This is a genomic window from Bacillus sp. F9_6S_D1_P_5, assembly GCF_054823925.1.
In genome coordinates this window covers 229,982-247,778 of the sequence record NZ_JBTREW010000002.1, presented here as the reverse complement: position 1 = coordinate 247,778, position 17,797 = coordinate 229,982, and the positions used below count along the sequence as shown (strand labels likewise).

Sequence of the window (17,797 nt, the reverse complement as noted above, 5' to 3'; positions counted from 1 at the left end):
TCACCTGCTTTTTTCTTATTTCTCTACTGACGCCCATTTAAAGCTTAAATCGCCGCCATATTTATGGTTGTACATATTTTTAATTGATTCTCTTTGTATATATGCTCTACCACGTTGATATACTGGAACAATCGCAGCGTCATCAAGTAACATTTTCTCTGCTTCTAGTAAGGTTTTCCAACGGGCATTTACATCGCTTCCATCTTTCTTCGCTTTCATAATAATTTCATCATATTTTGGATTAGAGTATTTCATTTTATTTTGTGATCCGTCCGTTACGAACATATCAAGGTATGTAACTGGATCTGGGAAGTCTGCACTCCATCCAGAGAATGACATCACATAATCGCCTGCATCTTCTAATTTTAGTTTTTGCGCGAATGGTTGTTGTTTAATTTTCACTGTTAAACCTGGTAAATTCTTTTCTAACTCACCTTTTAAATATTCACCCGTTTTCTTCGATAATTCTACATCTTCATTTAATAACTCTAATTCGATTTCATTTTTACCAAGCTCTTTTTTACCAGCTTCCCAATATTTCTTCGCTTCTTTCACGTTTGGTTTTACAATATCTCCATTTACAGCACGGAAGTCTTTTTTATCCGGCCCTTTAATGAAGTTATCAGGAATCAATCCTGTTGCTGGCTTAGAACCGTTATTTAATAATGTATCAACGAACGGCTTACGTTCAAAAGCAAGTGAAATTGCTTTACGAATATTTTTATTTGCTAAAGCTGGATCTTTTTGATTTAAACGAAGGAAGAATACAGATGTATCTTCTACTGTTTGGAAATCTGGTTTTCCTTTATATTTATCGATGAACTCTGCTAATAACGTCGCTCGATCGACTGCGTTTGTTTCATATAAATTAATCGGCGTAGACGTATCTTTAACAATATTAAAGTTTACTTCCTCAATCTTCACTTCTTTATTGTCCCAATATGACGCGCTCTTTGTCATTTTAAAGCTACGTTCATGTTGCCAATCACTTAATGTAAATGGTCCGTTATAAAGTGTTGTATTCGCTTCCAAACCAAACTTCGTACCTTGCTCTTTTACAAACTTTTCATTCACAGGATAGAAAATTGGATATACCATTAAATCTACAAGGTATGGAATTGAATTGTCTAATTCTACTTCTAATGTATAATCATCAATCGCTTTTACCCCTAATTGATCCGGACTCATCTCTTTTTTATTAATTTTCTCTGCATTTTTTATATCATACATAATGTACGCTGATTTCGCAGCTGTATCTGGGTTAATCGCTCTTTGCCATGCGTATACGAAATCTTTCGCCGTCACAGGCTCACCATTTGACCATTTTGCGTCTTCACGTAATTTAAATGTATATTTTTTACCGTCTTCTGACTTCTTAAATTCCTTCGCTACACCCGGAACTAGCTTATCATCTTTCCCTAAACTGTATAAGCCTTCCATCGTATTAGTCATTACTCTTGAAGAAACTGCATCAGCTGATAACGCTGGATCCATCGTTGGAATTTCTTGCGTTTCAATTAAATTAATAACTTGCTTCGCACCGCTTTTCCCGCTATCCCCTTTTGCGTTCGCTTGCGGTTCATCTTTTTGGTAGCTACATGCCCCTAACATCATGCTCATCGCTACTGTTGATACTACAAAAACTGGCATCTTTTTTTTCATACTTCCACCCTCCACAAAAATGTTAGCCCTTTCATTTTCAAACAAATAGAAATATATATATGTTCTAATAATTCATATTATACACACAAATATATTTTTTGTATATTTATATTTCTATTTTATTAAAATTTTCTGTTTTAAAATAAACCTTTGTAAACGTTTCATATTGCTGATTATCCTTACTAAAGTGTTGAAAATAAGTGTTTTTATATTTTTCTAAATTATCAGAGAAAAATGAATTTTATATCTTATAATACTTTATGTATAATTATCCTTCTCTTTTTATCATAAAATAGCGCCCCCTTCATAATAAAGATATGTAGGCTAAAATGAGTGCAAAGGATAAGAAAGTATGTTACGATACATTTTGCTAAAAATAGATATCGGTAAAGAGGGGACGGACATGACAGCAATTCAGGCAAAAAACGGGCCGACAGAGAAATTAAGTTTATTCTTATTAACATGGCCTATTTTTCTAGAAGTTTTTCTATTTATGTTAATGGGGATCGCTGATACTTTCATGTTAAGTGCATTATCAGACGATGCTGTATCTGGGGTTGGTGCAGCGAATCAATACCTCCATATCGCTATTTTGGTACTAGAAGTCATCGGGAACGGCGCAGCTATCGTCGTATCTCAATACCTCGGTTCCAAACGTTTTATGGAAGCATCAAAAATATCAGCTTTAGCCGTCACATTAAATTTAGTGGTCGGACTCGTTATAAGCGCTGGTTTTCTATTATTTTCAAAACATATGATGATGGCAATGAACTTACAAGGCGATGTACTCATGTATGCACAAAGCTATTTATCCATCGTCGGAGGGGCTATTTTCCTTCAAGCTATTATTAATTCATTAGCCGCAATTATCCGCGTACATGGCTTCACAAAGCAAGCAATGTTTATTTCACTTGGAATGAACATTATTCATATCGCTGGAAACTACGTACTTATTTTCGGGAAATTCGGTTTCCCAGAGCTCGGTGTACAAGGTGCTGCCATTTCTTCTGCTGTCAGCAGATTAATCGCACTTATCGTTTTCTTCTGGTTACTGTACCGCGTTATGGAATACCGTGTGAAATTACAATATTACTTCACCTTATCAAAAGAATACATCGGAAAAATTTTAAAGATCGGGATTCCATCTGCATTTGAGCAGGTTATGTATCAAGCTTGCCAAATTGTCTTCTTATACTATGCAACATACTTAGGAACGGAATCATTAGCGGCTAGACAATACGCTACGAACATTTCTATGTTCACTTATTTATTCGCTATTGCAATCGGTATGGGAACAGCCATTATTATCGGGCGCCTCGTTGGCGGTGGTGAAAAAGACGAAGCGTATGAACGAGTATGGAAAAGTGTAAAATGGGCAATTGGTGTCACTTTATGTATGGTCGCTCTCGTTATTACGTTCCGCACACAATTAATGGGACTATTTACAGATAATCCGCACATTATTGCGTTAGGCGCAAGCGTTCTTTTACTAAGTGTACTACTTGAAACAGGGCGTACGATGAACATCGTCATTATCAATTCACTTCGCGCAGCTGGCGATGCAAAGTACCCAGTTTTAATCGGCGCATTCTCTATGGTATTAATGAGCTTACCGCTCGGTTACTTTTTCGCCTTCCATTTAGATATGGGGCTCGTTGGTATTTGGTTAGCGATAGCTATTGATGAATGGACGCGTGCCATTATTATGTTCTTCCGCTGGAAAAGTAGAGCATGGGAGCGTTATGCACTCGTTAAACCTGAAGAACAAGAGGAGATTGTTTCTGTTCAGGTACAGTAACACTCGTTTAATTAAGGTGTAGTCATTCGTAAAGGAAACTTATATCTGCGATTCTTTAAATATATCGACTTACCGAGAAATGTTGACAAATCTATTATATAGTAGAAAAAAGCCAATCTTCTTAACGGAAGATTGGCTTTTTTATTATTGATAAATCTCTTTATATTTCTTATACTCCGCTTCAGAACATAGTACGAAATGCCCTGGGCGAATTTCGCGCATTGTTGGTGCTTCACTACCATAATCATGCTGCGATGGATCGTATACGATACGTTTACGATTGCGCTCATAATCTGGATCTGGAAGTGGAATTGCTGATAATAGTGATTTTGTATATGGATGAATTGGATTCGCATATAACTCATCACTTGTTGTTAGCTCAACGATTTGACCACGGTACATTACGCCGATGCGGTCACTAATGTATTTTACCATCGATAAATCATGGGCAATGAATAAGTATGTTAGGCCCTTTTCTTTTTGTAACTTTTTCAGTAAGTTTACAACTTGCGCCTGGATTGATACGTCAAGTGCTGAGATTGGCTCATCGGCAATGATAAATTCAGGTTCTACAGCAAGTGCGCGAGCGATACCGATACGTTGACGTTGTCCACCTGAGAATTCATGCGGGAAACGGTTTGCGTGCTCTTTATTTAAACCAACTGTGTTTAATAATTCATGAACACGGTCCATACGCTCTTTTTTGCCTTTTGCTAATCCGTGAATATCAATACCTTCTGCAATAATATCCCCTACTGTCATACGAGGATTTAATGATGCATATGGATCTTGGAAAATCATTTGCATTTTACGGTTGAACTTCTTCAGCTGTGCGCGTGATTTTTTACCATGTACATTTTCACCATCGAATAACACTTCACCAGCAGTTGCATCATATAAACGAATAATCGTTCTTCCAGTTGTCGATTTACCACAACCTGATTCTCCTACAAGACCAAATGTTTCTCCGCGGTAAATATCAAATGAAATATCATTAACCGCTTTGACAACACCACCACTCACGTCGAAGTGCTGTTTTACATTTTTTACTTCAATTAATTTCTCACGTTGTTTAGTCATGTTGTTCACCTGCTTTCATTTGAAGAATGCGTTTTTCAACAACTGCCGGCGGTTTTACTTCTGGAGCTTGCTCATGAAGTAACCAAGTTGCCGCATAGTGTGTATCACTTACTTTAAATAAAGGTGGGTCCATTTCAAAATCAATTTTCAATGCCTGTGGGTTACGTGGTGCAAAAGCATCACCCTTTGGCGGTTTCAATAAATCTGGAGGCGTTCCAGGAATTGCGTATAACTCTTCTTCTGAACCATCTAAACTTGGCATAGATGCGATTAAGCCCCAAGTGTACGGATGTTTTGGATTGTAGAAAATTTCATCAACCGTTCCAATTTCAACAACTTTACCAGCGTACATAACTGCCACGCGGTCCGCAACGTTTGCTACTACACCTAAGTCATGCGTAATGAAAATGATTGCCGCTTCTGTTTTTTGCTGAATGTCTTTCATAAGCTCTAAAATTTGCGCCTGAATTGTAACGTCTAGCGCTGTTGTCGGCTCATCGGCAATTAATAATTTTGGGTTACAAGCTAACGCCATCGCAATAACTACACGCTGTCTCATACCACCTGAGAATTGGTGAGGATATTGTTTTAAGCGCGCTTCTGGATTTGGAATACCTACAAGGTCGATTAATTCTAACGCAACTTTACGTGCGTCTGCTTTACTCATCCCTTGGTGTTTAATAAGGCCTTCCATGATTTGATTTCCAATTGTCATCGTTGGGTTTAATGATGTCATTGGATCTTGGAAAATCATTGCGATATCTTTACCGCGTACTTGTTGCATTTCTTTTTCTGTTAATTTCGTTAAGTCACGACCTTCAAATATGATTTCACCATTTTTAATGCGTCCAGGAGGATTCGGAATTAATCCCATTAACGCTTTAGAAGTAACTGATTTCCCAGAACCTGATTCTCCTACAATCGCTAATGTTTCTCCTTTTTTCAAATCAAAAGTAACGCCGCGTACAGCTTGTACTTCACCTGCATGTGTATCAAAGGAGACTTGTAAATCTTTTACCTCTAACAATGTTTTCATTTTTGCCTCTCCCCTCTTTTACTTACGCATTTTTGGATCTAACGCGTCGCGCAATCCGTCTGCCATTAAGTTGAATGCTAAGATTAACATACTGATGACAACCGCTGGGATGAACATCATATGTGGATACGTTTGAATTGATTTATAACCATCGTTTACAAGAGAACCAAGTGATGCGAATGGTGGCTGAATACCTAAACCGATGAAGCTTAAGAACGCCTCACCAAACACTGCTGTTGGAATTGTAAACATTGTCATTACGATAATTGGTCCCATTACGTTCGGGATTAAGTGTTTTACAATTAATTGTGTGTTTGTTGCACCTAATGTACGAGATGCTAATACGTATTCTTGATTTTTTAATTTTAGGATTTGCCCACGAACGATACGCGACATCCCTATCCAACCTGTAATCGCCATCGCGAGTGTAATTGACCATATACCAGATCCCATAATGATTACCATTAAAATAACGATGATTAAGTATGGAATACCGTTAATAATCTCCATAACACGTTGCATAATGTTATCTACTCTGCCGCCATAGAATGCTGAAATACCTCCATAAGCAACCCCAATTACTAAGTCAATCGCCGCTGCTAAAAGAGCGATATATAAAGATACACGCGTACCTTCCCATGTTCTTGTCCATAAATCGCGTCCAAGATCATCTGTTCCAAACCAGAAATACTCTTTAATATCACGTTTTTCATATTGGTCAACACCATATTGATCTGTACCGTCAAATGGTAGCCAATGAACATTTTCAATCACTGGAATTTTCGGTGGTAATTTCGCACGACCTAAGTCTTGCTCTTTATACGAGTGTTTACTTACCATCGGTCCTAAAATTGCTAGTAATATAATAAGCGTTAATAAAACTAAACCGAACATCGCTCCTTTATGTTGGAACAAACGTCTTCTTACATCTTGCCAAAACGTTAAGCTTGGACGGGCAATGACTTCATTATCCACATTATTTTGATTGGCTTGTTGAAATAAATCTGGAGATAATTTTTGTACATCTTTCATCATTTTTTCCCTCCCGCTAAACGAATTCGAGGATCAATAATTCCGTATAAAATATCAACAATGAAAATAACTAAAATGAAGATTGCACTATAGAAAATTGTAGTTCCCATAATAACTGTATAGTCATTCACTGTAATAGATTTAACGAACTGTTCCCCTAGTCCAGGTACAGCATAAATTTGCTCAATAACTAATGTTCCTGTAATTAAACCTGCAACCATTGGTCCTAAAATTGTTACAACTGGAATTAATGCGTTACGAAGTGCGTGTTTAATAATGATAACGCCTTGGCTAATTCCTTTCGCTTTCGCTGTTAAAATGTAGTCAGCTTGCATAACCTCGATTAACTCCGCACGAGCGAAACGTGCAATTGTTGCGATAACTGCCATCGATAAAGCGATTGTAGGCATTACTGTAAACTCTGGTCCTTTCCAGAATGCTACTGGGAACCATCCAAGTTTTACCCCTACGAAATATTGTAGTAATGCGGCGAATACGAACGATGGTACCGACATCCCGAGTACGGAAATAATTGTCGCCCCATAATCGACCCACGTATTGTTACGAAGCGCCGCAACGATTCCTAAAATTAAACCGATAAATGTACCTAATATAATCGCTTGTAAACCAAGTTGTGCTGATGGTCCAATGCGATCCACAATCATATCTGTTACTGGACGGTTATCATATTGGAATGATACCCCTAAATCACCTTTTGCTAAGTTACCTAAGTAACGTGCGTATTGAACTGGCACTGGATCATTTAAGCCATATTTTTCAAGAATGATTTCTTTTTGTGCTGGTGATAGCTTCTCCTGGTTTTTAAGCGGAGAACCCGGAAGTAATTTCATCAAAAAGAAAGTCAGTGTAGTAATTAAAAATAATGTCAAAGCCATGTACACGAAACGTTTTAATACATAACGTCCCATAGTCAAGCACCTCCCCGTTTTTCTCAAAAGCAATAAGATAGTTTAAAATATTCTTACTTTTATTTTTTTAAAATAAGAGCATACGCCCATCATAGGCATATACCCTTATTCATGATGGAAACCATTTTTAGTTTTTTAGTTCAACCCACTTATAGCTAAATTCTCCGCCATATTTATGTTCTAATAGGCCAGTAATTGAGCCACGTTGTAAATAAGCTTTTCCTGGTTGATATACTGGAGCAATCGCTGCATCTTCAAGCAGTTGTTTTTCTGCTTGTAATAATGCATCCCAGCGAGCTTGTACATCAACTTCTGTTTTCGCTTTTTTAATTAAATCATCATACGCTGCATTTGCGTAATTTACTTTGTTTTGCGCATTACCTGTCGTATACATTTCAAGGAATGACATTGGATCCATATAATCTGGACTCCATCCCGCGTATGACATTGCGTAATCTCCACTTGCTTCAAGTTTTAATTTTTGTGCAAATGGCTGCATTTTTGTTGAAACTGTTAAACCTGGTAAGTTCTTTTCAAATTGGCCTTTTAAATACTCTCCGATTTTTTTAGCATCATCAGTATCAAAGTTTAATAGCTCTAACTCTACTTTGTCTACACCAAGTTCTTTTTTACCAGCTTCCCAGTATTTTTGAGCTTCTTTAATATCCTCTTTTATAAGCTTTCCGTTTTCTTCACGGAAGTCTTTTCCATTCGGACCTTTTGCTAAGCCTTTCGGAACAAAACCATATATCCCCTCTGAACCATCGTTTAAGATAACTTTCCCGATATTTTCACGCTCAAAGGACATTGCAATTGCTTTTCGGATATTTTTATTTGCTAAAAATTTATTCTTTTCATTTAAGCGAATAAATTGTGTAGATGGTCTCTTAATCGTTTTAAAGTCAGCATCTGATTTGTATTTGTCTACAAACTCTGATGTTAAGACTACACGATCAATTGCTTTCGTTTCATATAAATTTATAGCAGTTGAACGATCCTTAACAATATTGAAGTTTATTTCCTCAAGTTTTACTTCTTTATTTTCCCAATACGTTTGATTTTTCTTAAGTTGGAAACTTTGTTCATGCTTCCATTCATTTAATACGAATGGACCATTATAAAGTGTCGTATTGGATTCTAATCCAAATTTTGCTCCTTGTTCTGTTACAAACTTCTCATTCAAAGGATACAATGTTGGATAGACTGTTAAACTTACAAAATAAGGAACAGGGTTATCTAATTCCACTTCAAGTGTATGATCATCAATTGCCTTTACACCAAGTTCTTCAACTGGTAATTCTTTTTTGTTAACTTTCTCCGCATTTTTAACATCAAATAGTATGTAAGCAAACTTGGCACCCGTGTTTGAATCTACAGCTCTTCGCCAAGAATAAACGAAGTCTTTCGCTGTTACAGGTTCACCATTAGACCATTTCGCATCTTCACGTAACTTAAATACATACTTTTTGCCATCTTCTGATTTCTCATAAGATTTAGCGACACCTGGAACAAGCTTATCGTCTTTCCCCAGACGATATAATCCTTCCATTGTGTTATTCATGATGTTAGAAGATGCTGCATCTGTTGATAACGTCGTATCCATAGTTGGGATTTCAGCTGTCTCGGTTAGATTTAACACTTGCTTGTTTGAGGATTTTTCTTTTGCGCCTGCTTTATTATCCTCTTTTTGGTAACTACAAGCTCCTAACATACTGACAGTCAACGTCGATGCAAGTAATAACGGTATCTTTTTCTTCATGTTGTGTTGCCTCCCCTAATTGCACTTCCTGTACCCTCACTTGTAAAAAAGTAGAATTGAAAGAATAATCTCCAAGTTTCTACAATTTTCATTATACATATAATATAACAATTGTGAATATAGTTTTTTGTTTTTTTGTTAAAATTTTTAATAAAATGTTTATTTTCTTATTTTTTTGTAAAGGGATACGTTAACATTGCTACTATCATCTTGAAATCAGACCTTTAATTGCGTATAATTTTCAAAAAATTAATTCTAGTACATATTATAGCTTTTATAGTATAATAATTCTAGTAATATTTTGACGGAGGGGAACATTTTGAATAAAGTTTTTTTTCATACTTGTATACTAATTTTCATAGCGATAATCGCTTCTAGTATTGGCGCATTCCTCGTTTCATCGCAATTTTTGTTGAATTTTGTCAATATATCGTTTTATGTCGCACTATTTTTTATTCTTGTTGGCGGTTTTTTATTCATATTTCAAAATGGATTTTTCAATGTAACAATTTACGCCTTCCAAAGAGTATTTGGTACGAACAAAAAAATTGAGTCTTTAATTGAAGAAGTAGAGGAACCTGTCGATAAGAAAGAACGTATTTATAAAACATATTCATTCAAATGGACGTATCCAATTTGTATTACAGGTATCGTTCTTGGGTTGTTCTCGACCCTCATTAGCTTTACTATTTTGATGTAGTTTGCAAACACTATCCCATATGATATAATAATCAGCAAAACATTTTGTTATAAAACTTTAGTTCTTTCATATTAAAAGAGCTCAGGTAACAATAAATAAATTTATATGTATGCGATGATAAAGAAGAGTACATATTGAGGCAATTTCAGAGAGCTTGTGGCTGGTGTGAACAAGTAATTGTACAGTATGGAATGGGCTTTTGAGCACCAAACCGAACCGAAAGTAGTAGGCTTTGGCGTTATATCCAAACGTTATGATGGATTAGAGAGATTTCACAGTAGTGAAATAATTAGGGTGGTACCGCGGTCCATTCGTCCCTATAGTTTTTAGGGATGAATGGGCTTTTTTGTTTGCCTTCTCTTCCCCATCACGCATTCAAATTTAGGAGGAATTACTTATGTCAGTTATCTTTTCTGGTATTCAGCCGAGTGGAACGATTACACTTGGAAACTATTTAGGAGCTATGAAGCAATTTACAGAGCTTCAAAATGAACACGACTGTTATTTCTGTATTGTAAACCAACATGCAATTACAGTACCTCAAGATCCCGTACAACTTCGTAAAAACATCCGCAGTCTTGCTGCACTTTATGTAGCATGCGGCATCGATCCTGAAAAAGCTACTTTATTTGTACAATCAGAAGTACCAGCACACGCTCAACTAGGATGGATTATGCAATCAGTTGCTTACGTTGGAGAATTAGAGCGTATGACGCAATATAAAGATAAATCTTCTGGTAGAGATTCAGTTCCAGCTGGATTACTAACGTATCCACCATTAATGGCGGCTGATATTTTACTTTACAACACTGAAATCGTACCTGTTGGTGATGATCAAAAACAACATATGGAATTAACGCGCGACCTAGCAGAGCGTTTCAACAAACGCTTCCGTGAAGTGTTCACTGTTCCTGAAATTCGTATTCCAAAAGTAGGAGCTCGCGTTATGTCATTAACAGAACCTACGAAGAAAATGAGTAAATCTGATCCAAATCCAAAATCAATGATCAGTATGCTTGATGAACCAAAAACAATTGAAAAGAAAATTAAAAGTGCTGTAACTGATTCTGAAGGTATTGTGAAATTCGATAAAGAAAACAAACCTGGCATCTCTAACTTATTGACAATCTACTCTTCATTCTCTGGAAAAAAAGTAGAAGAAATCGAAGCAATGTACGAAGGAAAAGGATACGGCGACTTCAAAGGCGACCTAGCACAAGTAGTCGTAGAAGCAATTCGTCCAATCCAAGACAAATATAACGAACTAATCAACTCACCAGAACTAGACGAAATTCTAGACAAAGGTGCCGAAAAAGCAAACCGTGTTGCATTCAAACAACTACGCAAAGTAGAAAACGCAATGGGGTTAAGTAGAAAACGTAGGTAACTTATATAAAGCGGAGGCGGCTCGCTTAGAATGTGAGGGGGATGGAGCTCCTGACGTAGAGGCGATTTTTGCCTCGTAGGAAGGCGTGAAGCCACCGAACATTCTTGCCGCTGGAGCTGGATTACTACCAAAAGCGGAGGCGACTGTTTAGCCCTGACGGCTAAGGTTCTTTCCCACAGAAGGTGCTTTTTACCTTCTCGTGGGAAAGAACCTTAGACACGAAGAGCTTGCTGCTGAAGCTAAGTTACAACAAATAAAAAAAACCGCCAATTGGCGGTTTTTTAATTTACCTTTTGCTCGTTTTCCATTTCCCATAACTTTTCAAAAAATGGCTGTCCTTTTACGAGACGCTCGCATAATTGTTCGTGCTTCTCAGACCAACCCGTTTTCGCTTCCTCATAAAGCTTAGCCCAAATATCTTCAAATTCCATATGTTGAACCATTCCGTATGCTGATGGATCCCACTCTGTGAACCAATAGCGGATTTCTGCTGTATTTTTCGTTGTATGTAATTGATCTAACGCCATAAATAATAACTGTTTAAGCTGTCTTTCTTTACGAGTTAAGCCATTCATAATGAAAGGTGATGGTGATAAAATATGATGTTCTTTTTCCATTTCTTCTACTTGGAACTCATACTTTTCTGCTTGTACGTTTTCTACCATCTCATATACCATCTGCTCTTGGCGCGGTATAAGTCTGCTCTTTCGAATTGGTACATTATAACCAATTGTGTCGATCGCAATAATTCCTTTTCCATCTGTAACTACAAAGCAATACTCTTGCTGCAAACGTTCATGATTTTTACGAATATAAGCCTTATGATGTACGTCTTCCAACATTTTTTGCGGAAGCTCTAACAATTCGTTCTCGATGTAATGATATAATGTGGCATCTACTTTTAATAATGGCACTTGATCTAATAGCTCAATCGTATCATCTTTCCGCCATTCGTAAAAATGACAAACGTTATACCCATTCTCTTCACCTTCAAACCAATTTACCCATACATCATGTAGATATAACATTCACTACCCCTCACTTCACTACTGTTTGTATCAATCATTATGTTCAATTTTCCTTAACTTTATTCCACCTAAGGAAATATATTCTAATTATTATTTTTTCTTCTATTAATACTAAAAAAAACAGGAAATAGCGCTCCTGTTTTTTTATATATGAAATGTATTTGCTTTATTTAATATTTCTTTCGCATCTATAGATAATAAAGAAAGTGTATCTTCTCCTTCAAAAGTTACACAATCTTTGACAATATGGAATCCGAGTGCATAACCAAGCATCTTCGGATAAGAATGAAATCCATTCAATAAAATGTCGTGCTCCCTTGTTCCTCGTTTTATACTTATTCTTTCCTGTACAACGTTTTTCCAATAATAAATAGCCTCATCTTTTGAAAGATACGTCGTCCACGGTGCATTGTTTTTTTCTGAGTACCTTTCTGCTACTGCTTGCTCAGCTAGCCCTTCCATAATCATCGTATCAAGTAATGTGTATTCTGTTTCTTTCGTCTCAATTTGATGCAACCTGCATATGTGATGATATTCATGCGCCAATAACACTTTTAATTCTTCCACTGAATTCCGTCCACATACGAATAAGAAAATAACGTGACGCATAGATAATCCAGCCCTGCCGTTATACTCTTCTTGTACAGTTCGATTATAGGAATCTGATAATAAAATAAAGACAGGGACATCCGGACCTTTTAACCAATTTTTTAGTTTCTCATACTCTGTACGTAATTCTTTCCAAACTTCCTTTTTCTCTAACTCTTTAATTTCTTGTTCTCCTCGCATAACCGGGCGATACATACCTTTAGAAATTAAAAAGCGATACAATCTTTCTTTTGGCAACGGAATATACTTCGTAAATTTCTCACAGAGCTTTTCTGGCCGTCCATAATATAGATGTAACCACTCGGCAGTTTCAACAATCCCCATCTTTATCCCTCCTTTTTCTTATGTATATGCAAAAGGAGAAAAAGGCGTAAAAATAAATAAGGAGTTTTTTCGCAATATATTGCGAAAAAACTCCTTATTTTATCTATTATTTATACGATTTAAATACTAATACTGCGTTATGACCACCGAATCCTAATGAGTTACTTAATACTGCATTTACTTCTTGTTGTCTCGCTTTATTCGGTACGTAATCTAAGTCACACTCTGGATCTGGTGTTTCATAGTTAATTGTTGGAGGAATTACTCCATCTGTAATTGATTTAATTGAGAAGATCGCTTCAACAGCACCAGCTGCTCCTAATAAGTGACCTGTCATTGACTTCGTTGAGCTAATCGCTACTTTATACGCGTGCTCACCGAACGTTTCTTTAATTGCCATCGTTTCATACTTTTCATTCGCATCCGTACTTGTACCGTGCGCATTAATGTAATCAATATCTTCTGGCTGTAGACCTGCATCTGCTAAAGCTTGACGCATTGCACGCACGCCGCCTTCACCGCCAGGAGCCGGCATTGTAATATGGAATGCATCACCAGTTGCACCGTAACCAGCGATTTCCGCATAAATGTGAGCACCACGAGCTAATGCGTGCTCTAATTCTTCAAGAATTAAAATACCTGAACCTTCACCCATTACGAAACCGCTACGGTTTTTATCAAATGGACGACAAGCTGTTGCTGGATCTTCATTGAATGTTAATGCTTTCGCTGAGCTAAATCCTGCAAATGCCATACTTGTTAACGGCGCCTCTGCTCCACCTGTAATCATTGCATCAGCATCACCGCGCTGAATCGCTTTAAATGCATCACCAATTGAGTTTGCACCAGATGCACAAGCCGTTACAGAACAAGTGTTAATTCCTTTTGCTCCTGTTGCGATTGATACTTGGCCTGCTGCCATATCTGGAATCATCATAGGTACGAAGAATGGGCTCACGCGGCGCGGGCCTTTCTCAGTAAAAATCTTAAATTGTTCTTCGTATGTTTCCATACCACCAATACCAGAACCAATCCACACACCAATTCGAGGTCCGTTTTCTTCTGTAATTTCAAGCTTTGCATCCTCAACTGCCATTTTCGCTGCTGCTACTGCATATTGTGTAAAGCGATCCATACGGCGCGCTTCTTTTTTATCAATATATTTCTCGACTTCAAAGTCGTTAATTTCTGCTGCTACTTTTGCTGGAAATAGTTCCGGATCAATTCGTGTAAGTCGTCCGATTCCAGATACACCCTTTTTAATGTTTTCCCACGCTGTTTCAACATCTGTTCCGATCGGTGTAACAGCTCCTAGTCCTGTAATTACGACCCTCTTTTTTTCCATACAAAATACACTCCTTTTTTTCTCTCAGTCCTTATTTACCCCAACGAAGAGCGACTGCTCCCCATGTTAATCCGCCGCCGAAACCAACAAGTATAATTAAATCTCCATCTTGAATACGTCCATTTTGCAATTCCTCTACCATTGCAATTGGAATAGAAGAAGCTGATGTATTACCGAACTTCTCAATTGTCATACTCATTTTTTCTTGTGGTAAATTTAATCTCTCTCTTGCAGATTCCATAATACGAATATTCGCTTGATGTGGTACTAAGAAATCCACATCCTCTTTTGTAAGACCAGCTTTATCCAGTACGCGAAGACAAGATTCACCCAGTTGACGAACAGCAAATTTAAAGACTTCTCTGCCATTCATCATAACATACTCATCTTGATAAAGATGCTTACCGCCACTTCCGTCTGCTCCTAATTCGAAAGATAGAACTCCTCTTCCTTCTGAAACAGCTCCCATTACGATAGCACCAGCTCCGTCTCCAAATAGTACTGCTGTATTGCGATCATTCCAGTCTACAATTTTAGATAGTTTATCACTACCAACTACTAATACATTTTTATAAGTTCCCGTTTGAATAAATTGCTGCGCTGTAATCATCCCGTACATAAAACCAGCACATGCTGCACCTACATCCATTGCAGCTGCATGTTTCGCTCCAATCGCTTCTTGAATGACACAAGCTACTGCCGGGAAAGCACGATCTGGCGTTACTGTCGCTACTAAAATAAGATCGATATCTTCTCCGCTAACCCCTGCATCTTCAAGCGCTTTTTTAGCAGCCTCTACGGCCATATATGAAGTATCTATTGTATCGTCGGCAATGCGTCTTTCCGCAATCCCTGTTCTCGTACGAATCCATTCATCGGATGTATCCATTATTTTCTCTAAATCGTGATTTGTGACTACTTTTTCCGGCACATATCTTCCGATCCCTAAAATGCCTACGTTCACATCGCAGCCCTCCGTTTTATATCAATTATTATGACTTGGTACTAATTTTAAAACATAAATGTATTTTTGTCTAGAATATATTTCAGCTAAAACATAAAGCGAGCGCATTATTCACCTTATTGTTTATTAAAAGAAACAGAAACATACCTTTCCCTGTTTCTTTCGAAATATAAAAAGACCCGAACCGCTTCTATCCACAGTTCGGACCTCTCTTCCATCTAAAAAAATGCTTTTTATTCTTGATCTGCTTTCCCAAGCTCATATGCTTCGTTCATAACTTTCATCAATAACTCTAATACTGGTTGTGCTTTCTCCATATCAAGCGCAATTCCATTATCATCTAAAATGGCCTTTGCTTCTGGTAAATGCTTCATTGCGATTTGTAAAAATTGCATGCTTTTCTCATTCATATTACGTTCTTCCTCTCCATTAAAACTTTCACATACATAGTGTAACACGCTCGCTATCCTTCGTATAACTCTTTATATTTTTTCATATGTGCCAACTGTTTATTTAAACCGTATTCTAACGGAGTATTTCTTTTTATCGAAATAACCTCTACAGCTTCATCTCTTTCTTCTTCATTCTCTTTATTCACTTTATCCTCTGCACGTAAAAGGTTCATACCTTTTTTCCATAATGATTTTTTGCCACTAAGTAAATTATATATACCGAGATGCCCTTCGTTCATTCCATCTTCCCATAAGTATTCACATACATCTTCAACGTACAGTAGATCCCTTCCGTTTTCCTCAGTCGCATAATAGCACTCTTTCTCACCCAATTCTGATAAAATGAGCTGATGATACATCATAAAAGATGGTTGCCATGGCCCATATAATGTAGGAACTCGAAATACACTATATGGTGCCTCTCCTTTTTTCAATCCTTCTTCCACTTTCGAAAATAGACGCTTATTTTCGGACTCATCTGCGTTTCCTACTTCAATAGAAGAAATTAGATTTAATTTCACTTTATGTTCTTCACAAAGTCGTATAATTCGCTTTAAATACTGTAATATAACTCTTTCATTCCGAAAGCCACTTTTTTGATTTGGTTCATACAAGCAAAAGTAAACTGTATCGAACTTCTCTCCTTCTACTGATCTCCATCCATCTTCATCCCTTATCGAGTAATACGTAAATAACGCATTTCGCCCAATTAACAATAACTTTTCTTCATTAATTTTTGTCATATTCTCGAATTCATCAAAATCAAGACCGTACACTTCTACTTCTTCTGCAATCATTTTATTCACAAGGTGATAACCTACAAACGTAAGTGCACCTATAATTAGCACGCGTTCCATACCACCAACCCTTTCTCCTTGAAACAAATAGCTCCTCATTTATGTATATGGGAGCCTCACAATTCTTCTTCATATTTTTTAAAGAAATCAGTCGTTTGCCTAACCATTTTATATTTCACATCTTGCAGATGGAATAAGACAGAAGTATCACATTGATTGAATTGCCTCATTTTCTCGTATTTACGTAACAACTGTTTTCTTCCTCTTTTTTCTTGTGTTGATACGAAAACTTTAACAGGTACACAAGATGGAAGAAGCGTAAATGATTTCTTATTTATTTTTGATTCTAATTCTTCTTCTTTGGAATCATACGCCAAACTTAATTCCTTCACGAGTCTCTTGTAAAAAAACTTATGCTCTTTCTCAAACTCCACATATTCTGGTAAATCTAAACATGGATTTAACATAATGACAGAGCGTATACATTCAGGGTATTTGTTCATCATTTCAAGTGCTACAAGTGCCCCCATACCATCCGCCATAATGTGCATTTTCGCATTCAGTGTCTCTTTTCTCAAAACAACGTCATATAATCGTTTTGCTAGACGAACAGATTGGTCGTTTCCCCAATGTCTTCCGTATAAATTAGAAGAAAAGACCGTGTAGCCTTCCTCAATAAGGCCATGTAAAAAATAAGATCTACCCGCATGCTGTGTCCATAAACTTGTACCATTCTCAATAAAGTAGTTGTAATCACCAAGAAGCATTACAGAAAATCCATTTGGCTTCTCCGGTAAATAAATGACACATGGTTCTTTTTCTAAGTAAAAAAAACGTTCCGTAATACTCATTTTTCCCCCGCCTTATTTTCTAAACGTATAAAAGTACTCTTTTA

16 protein-coding genes and 1 other annotated feature are annotated in these 17,797 nt (G+C 37.0%); of the genes, 3 read left to right on the top strand and 13 right to left on the bottom strand.

What is annotated here, in order from left to right; translation table 11 throughout:
* Window positions 1-15 precede the first annotated feature (15 nt).
* Complete coding sequence (locus ACUXEY_RS04215; RefSeq protein ID WP_166704168.1) at window positions 16-1,662, bottom strand: peptide ABC transporter substrate-binding protein; 1,647 nt, start codon at window positions 1,660-1,662, stop codon at window positions 16-18.
* 352 nt (window positions 1,663-2,014) lie between these two features.
* On the opposite strand from ACUXEY_RS04215, the gene ACUXEY_RS04210 reads away from it, so the two are divergent.
* Window positions 2,015-3,460, top strand: coding sequence for an MATE family efflux transporter (locus tag ACUXEY_RS04210; protein WP_142305813.1), 1,446 nt, complete (start codon window positions 2,015-2,017; stop codon window positions 3,458-3,460).
* 144 nt (window positions 3,461-3,604) lie between these two features.
* On the opposite strand, the gene ACUXEY_RS04205 is transcribed toward ACUXEY_RS04210, so the two are convergent.
* From ACUXEY_RS04205 to ACUXEY_RS04185, 5 genes are all read right to left on the bottom strand, one after another.
* Entirely contained in the window at window positions 3,605-4,540 is a 936-nt protein-coding gene (locus ACUXEY_RS04205; RefSeq protein ID WP_166704166.1) for an ABC transporter ATP-binding protein, read from the bottom strand.
* Window positions 4,533-5,576 carry an ABC transporter ATP-binding protein gene (locus tag ACUXEY_RS04200; protein WP_046958313.1) on the bottom strand — a complete coding sequence of 348 codons (1,044 nt, stop codon included), beginning with the start codon at window positions 5,574-5,576 and terminating at the stop codon, window positions 4,533-4,535. The genes ACUXEY_RS04205 and ACUXEY_RS04200 overlap by 8 nt, the downstream gene beginning before the upstream one ends.
* A gap of 18 nt (window positions 5,577-5,594) precedes the next feature.
* A complete protein-coding gene (gene opp3C / locus ACUXEY_RS04195; protein WP_166704165.1) occupies window positions 5,595-6,611 on the bottom strand; it encodes an oligopeptide ABC transporter permease in 1,017 nt (338 codons plus the stop codon).
* Window positions 6,608-7,537 carry an oligopeptide ABC transporter permease gene (opp3b, locus tag ACUXEY_RS04190; protein ID WP_000534165.1) on the bottom strand — a complete coding sequence of 310 codons (930 nt, stop codon included), beginning with the start codon at window positions 7,535-7,537 and terminating at the stop codon, window positions 6,608-6,610. Before opp3b ends, opp3C begins: the two co-directional genes overlap by 4 nt.
* Window positions 7,538-7,664: 127 nt before the next feature.
* Window positions 7,665-9,296, bottom strand: coding sequence for a peptide ABC transporter substrate-binding protein (locus tag ACUXEY_RS04185; protein ID WP_429600752.1), 1,632 nt, complete (start codon window positions 9,294-9,296; stop codon window positions 7,665-7,667).
* Window positions 9,297-9,615: 319 nt separating this feature from the next.
* Between ACUXEY_RS04185 and ACUXEY_RS04180 the strand changes: the two genes are divergently transcribed.
* The gene (locus ACUXEY_RS04180; protein WP_001044993.1) at window positions 9,616-9,996 is read left to right on the top strand and encodes a DUF3899 domain-containing protein; all 381 of its coding nucleotides are present in this window, start codon (window positions 9,616-9,618) and stop codon (window positions 9,994-9,996) included.
* Window positions 9,997-10,101: 105 nt separating this feature from the next.
* Window positions 10,102-10,318 (top strand) — a binding site (T-box leader).
* Window positions 10,319-10,393: 75 nt separating this feature from the next.
* Window positions 10,394-11,383, top strand: coding sequence for a tryptophan--tRNA ligase (gene trpS / locus ACUXEY_RS04175; RefSeq protein WP_166704163.1), 990 nt, complete (start codon window positions 10,394-10,396; stop codon window positions 11,381-11,383).
* 281 nt (window positions 11,384-11,664) lie between these two features.
* On the opposite strand, the gene ACUXEY_RS04170 is transcribed toward trpS, so the two are convergent.
* The 7 genes from ACUXEY_RS04170 to ACUXEY_RS04140 all read right to left on the bottom strand — a co-directional run bounded on the left by ACUXEY_RS04170 (window position 11,665) and on the right by ACUXEY_RS04140 (window position 17,753).
* A complete protein-coding gene (locus ACUXEY_RS04170) occupies window positions 11,665-12,411 on the bottom strand; it encodes a YjbA family protein (RefSeq protein ID WP_048553970.1) in 747 nt (248 codons plus the stop codon).
* A gap of 144 nt (window positions 12,412-12,555) precedes the next feature.
* Window positions 12,556-13,344: a DUF2268 domain-containing putative Zn-dependent protease gene (locus ACUXEY_RS04165; protein ID WP_429600754.1), complete on the bottom strand. Its 789-nt coding sequence runs from the start codon at window positions 13,342-13,344 to the stop codon at window positions 12,556-12,558.
* 106 nt (window positions 13,345-13,450) lie between these two features.
* Entirely contained in the window at window positions 13,451-14,689 is a 1,239-nt protein-coding gene (gene fabF, locus ACUXEY_RS04160; protein WP_016088900.1) for a beta-ketoacyl-ACP synthase II, read from the bottom strand.
* A 31-nt stretch (window positions 14,690-14,720) separates the two neighbouring features.
* Window positions 14,721-15,653, bottom strand: a complete 933-nt coding sequence (gene fabH, locus ACUXEY_RS04155; protein ID WP_001100533.1) for a beta-ketoacyl-ACP synthase III — start codon at window positions 15,651-15,653, stop codon at window positions 14,721-14,723.
* Window positions 15,654-15,886: 233 nt separating this feature from the next.
* Complete coding sequence (locus tag ACUXEY_RS04150; protein ID WP_009879752.1) at window positions 15,887-16,063, bottom strand: ComZ family protein; 177 nt, start codon at window positions 16,061-16,063, stop codon at window positions 15,887-15,889.
* 53 nt (window positions 16,064-16,116) lie between these two features.
* On the bottom strand, window positions 16,117-16,989 hold the full coding sequence (locus tag ACUXEY_RS04145; RefSeq protein WP_166704161.1) for an NAD-dependent epimerase/dehydratase family protein: 873 nt from the start codon (window positions 16,987-16,989) through the stop codon (window positions 16,117-16,119).
* 29 nt (window positions 16,990-17,018) lie between these two features.
* Window positions 17,019-17,753 (bottom strand): lipase family protein, encoded by a 735-nt coding sequence (locus ACUXEY_RS04140; RefSeq protein ID WP_048545174.1) that lies wholly within the window; start codon window positions 17,751-17,753, stop codon window positions 17,019-17,021.
* Window positions 17,754-17,797 lie beyond the last annotated feature (44 nt).

Excerpts from the sequence above, each read along its gene's own strand:
- ACUXEY_RS04215 (WP_166704168.1), bottom strand. The coding sequence starts at position 1,662 with ATGAAAAAAAAGATGCCAGTTTTTGTAGTATCAACAGTAGCGATGAGC.
- ACUXEY_RS04210 (WP_142305813.1), top strand. The coding sequence starts at position 2,015 with ATGTTACGATACATTTTGCTAAAAATAGATATCGGTAAAGAGGGGACG.
- ACUXEY_RS04205 (WP_166704166.1), bottom strand. The coding sequence starts at position 4,540 with ATGACTAAACAACGTGAGAAATTAATTGAAGTAAAAAATGTAAAACAG.
- ACUXEY_RS04200 (WP_046958313.1), bottom strand. The coding sequence starts at position 5,576 with ATGAAAACATTGTTAGAGGTAAAAGATTTACAAGTCTCCTTTGATACA.
- opp3C (WP_166704165.1), bottom strand. The coding sequence starts at position 6,611 with ATGATGAAAGATGTACAAAAATTATCTCCAGATTTATTTCAACAAGCC.
- opp3b (WP_000534165.1), bottom strand. The coding sequence starts at position 7,537 with ATGGGACGTTATGTATTAAAACGTTTCGTGTACATGGCTTTGACATTA.
- ACUXEY_RS04185 (WP_429600752.1), bottom strand. The coding sequence starts at position 9,296 with ATGAAGAAAAAGATACCGTTATTACTTGCATCGACGTTGACTGTCAGT.
- trpS (WP_166704163.1), top strand. The coding sequence starts at position 10,394 with ATGTCAGTTATCTTTTCTGGTATTCAGCCGAGTGGAACGATTACACTT.
- ACUXEY_RS04170 (WP_048553970.1), bottom strand. The coding sequence starts at position 12,411 with ATGTTATATCTACATGATGTATGGGTAAATTGGTTTGAAGGTGAAGAG.
- ACUXEY_RS04165 (WP_429600754.1), bottom strand. The coding sequence starts at position 13,344 with ATGGGGATTGTTGAAACTGCCGAGTGGTTACATCTATATTATGGACGG.
- fabF (WP_016088900.1), bottom strand. The coding sequence starts at position 14,689 with ATGGAAAAAAAGAGGGTCGTAATTACAGGACTAGGAGCTGTTACACCG.
- ACUXEY_RS04150 (WP_009879752.1), bottom strand. The coding sequence starts at position 16,063 with ATGAATGAGAAAAGCATGCAATTTTTACAAATCGCAATGAAGCATTTA.
- ACUXEY_RS04140 (WP_048545174.1), bottom strand. The coding sequence starts at position 17,753 with ATGAGTATTACGGAACGTTTTTTTTACTTAGAAAAAGAACCATGTGTC.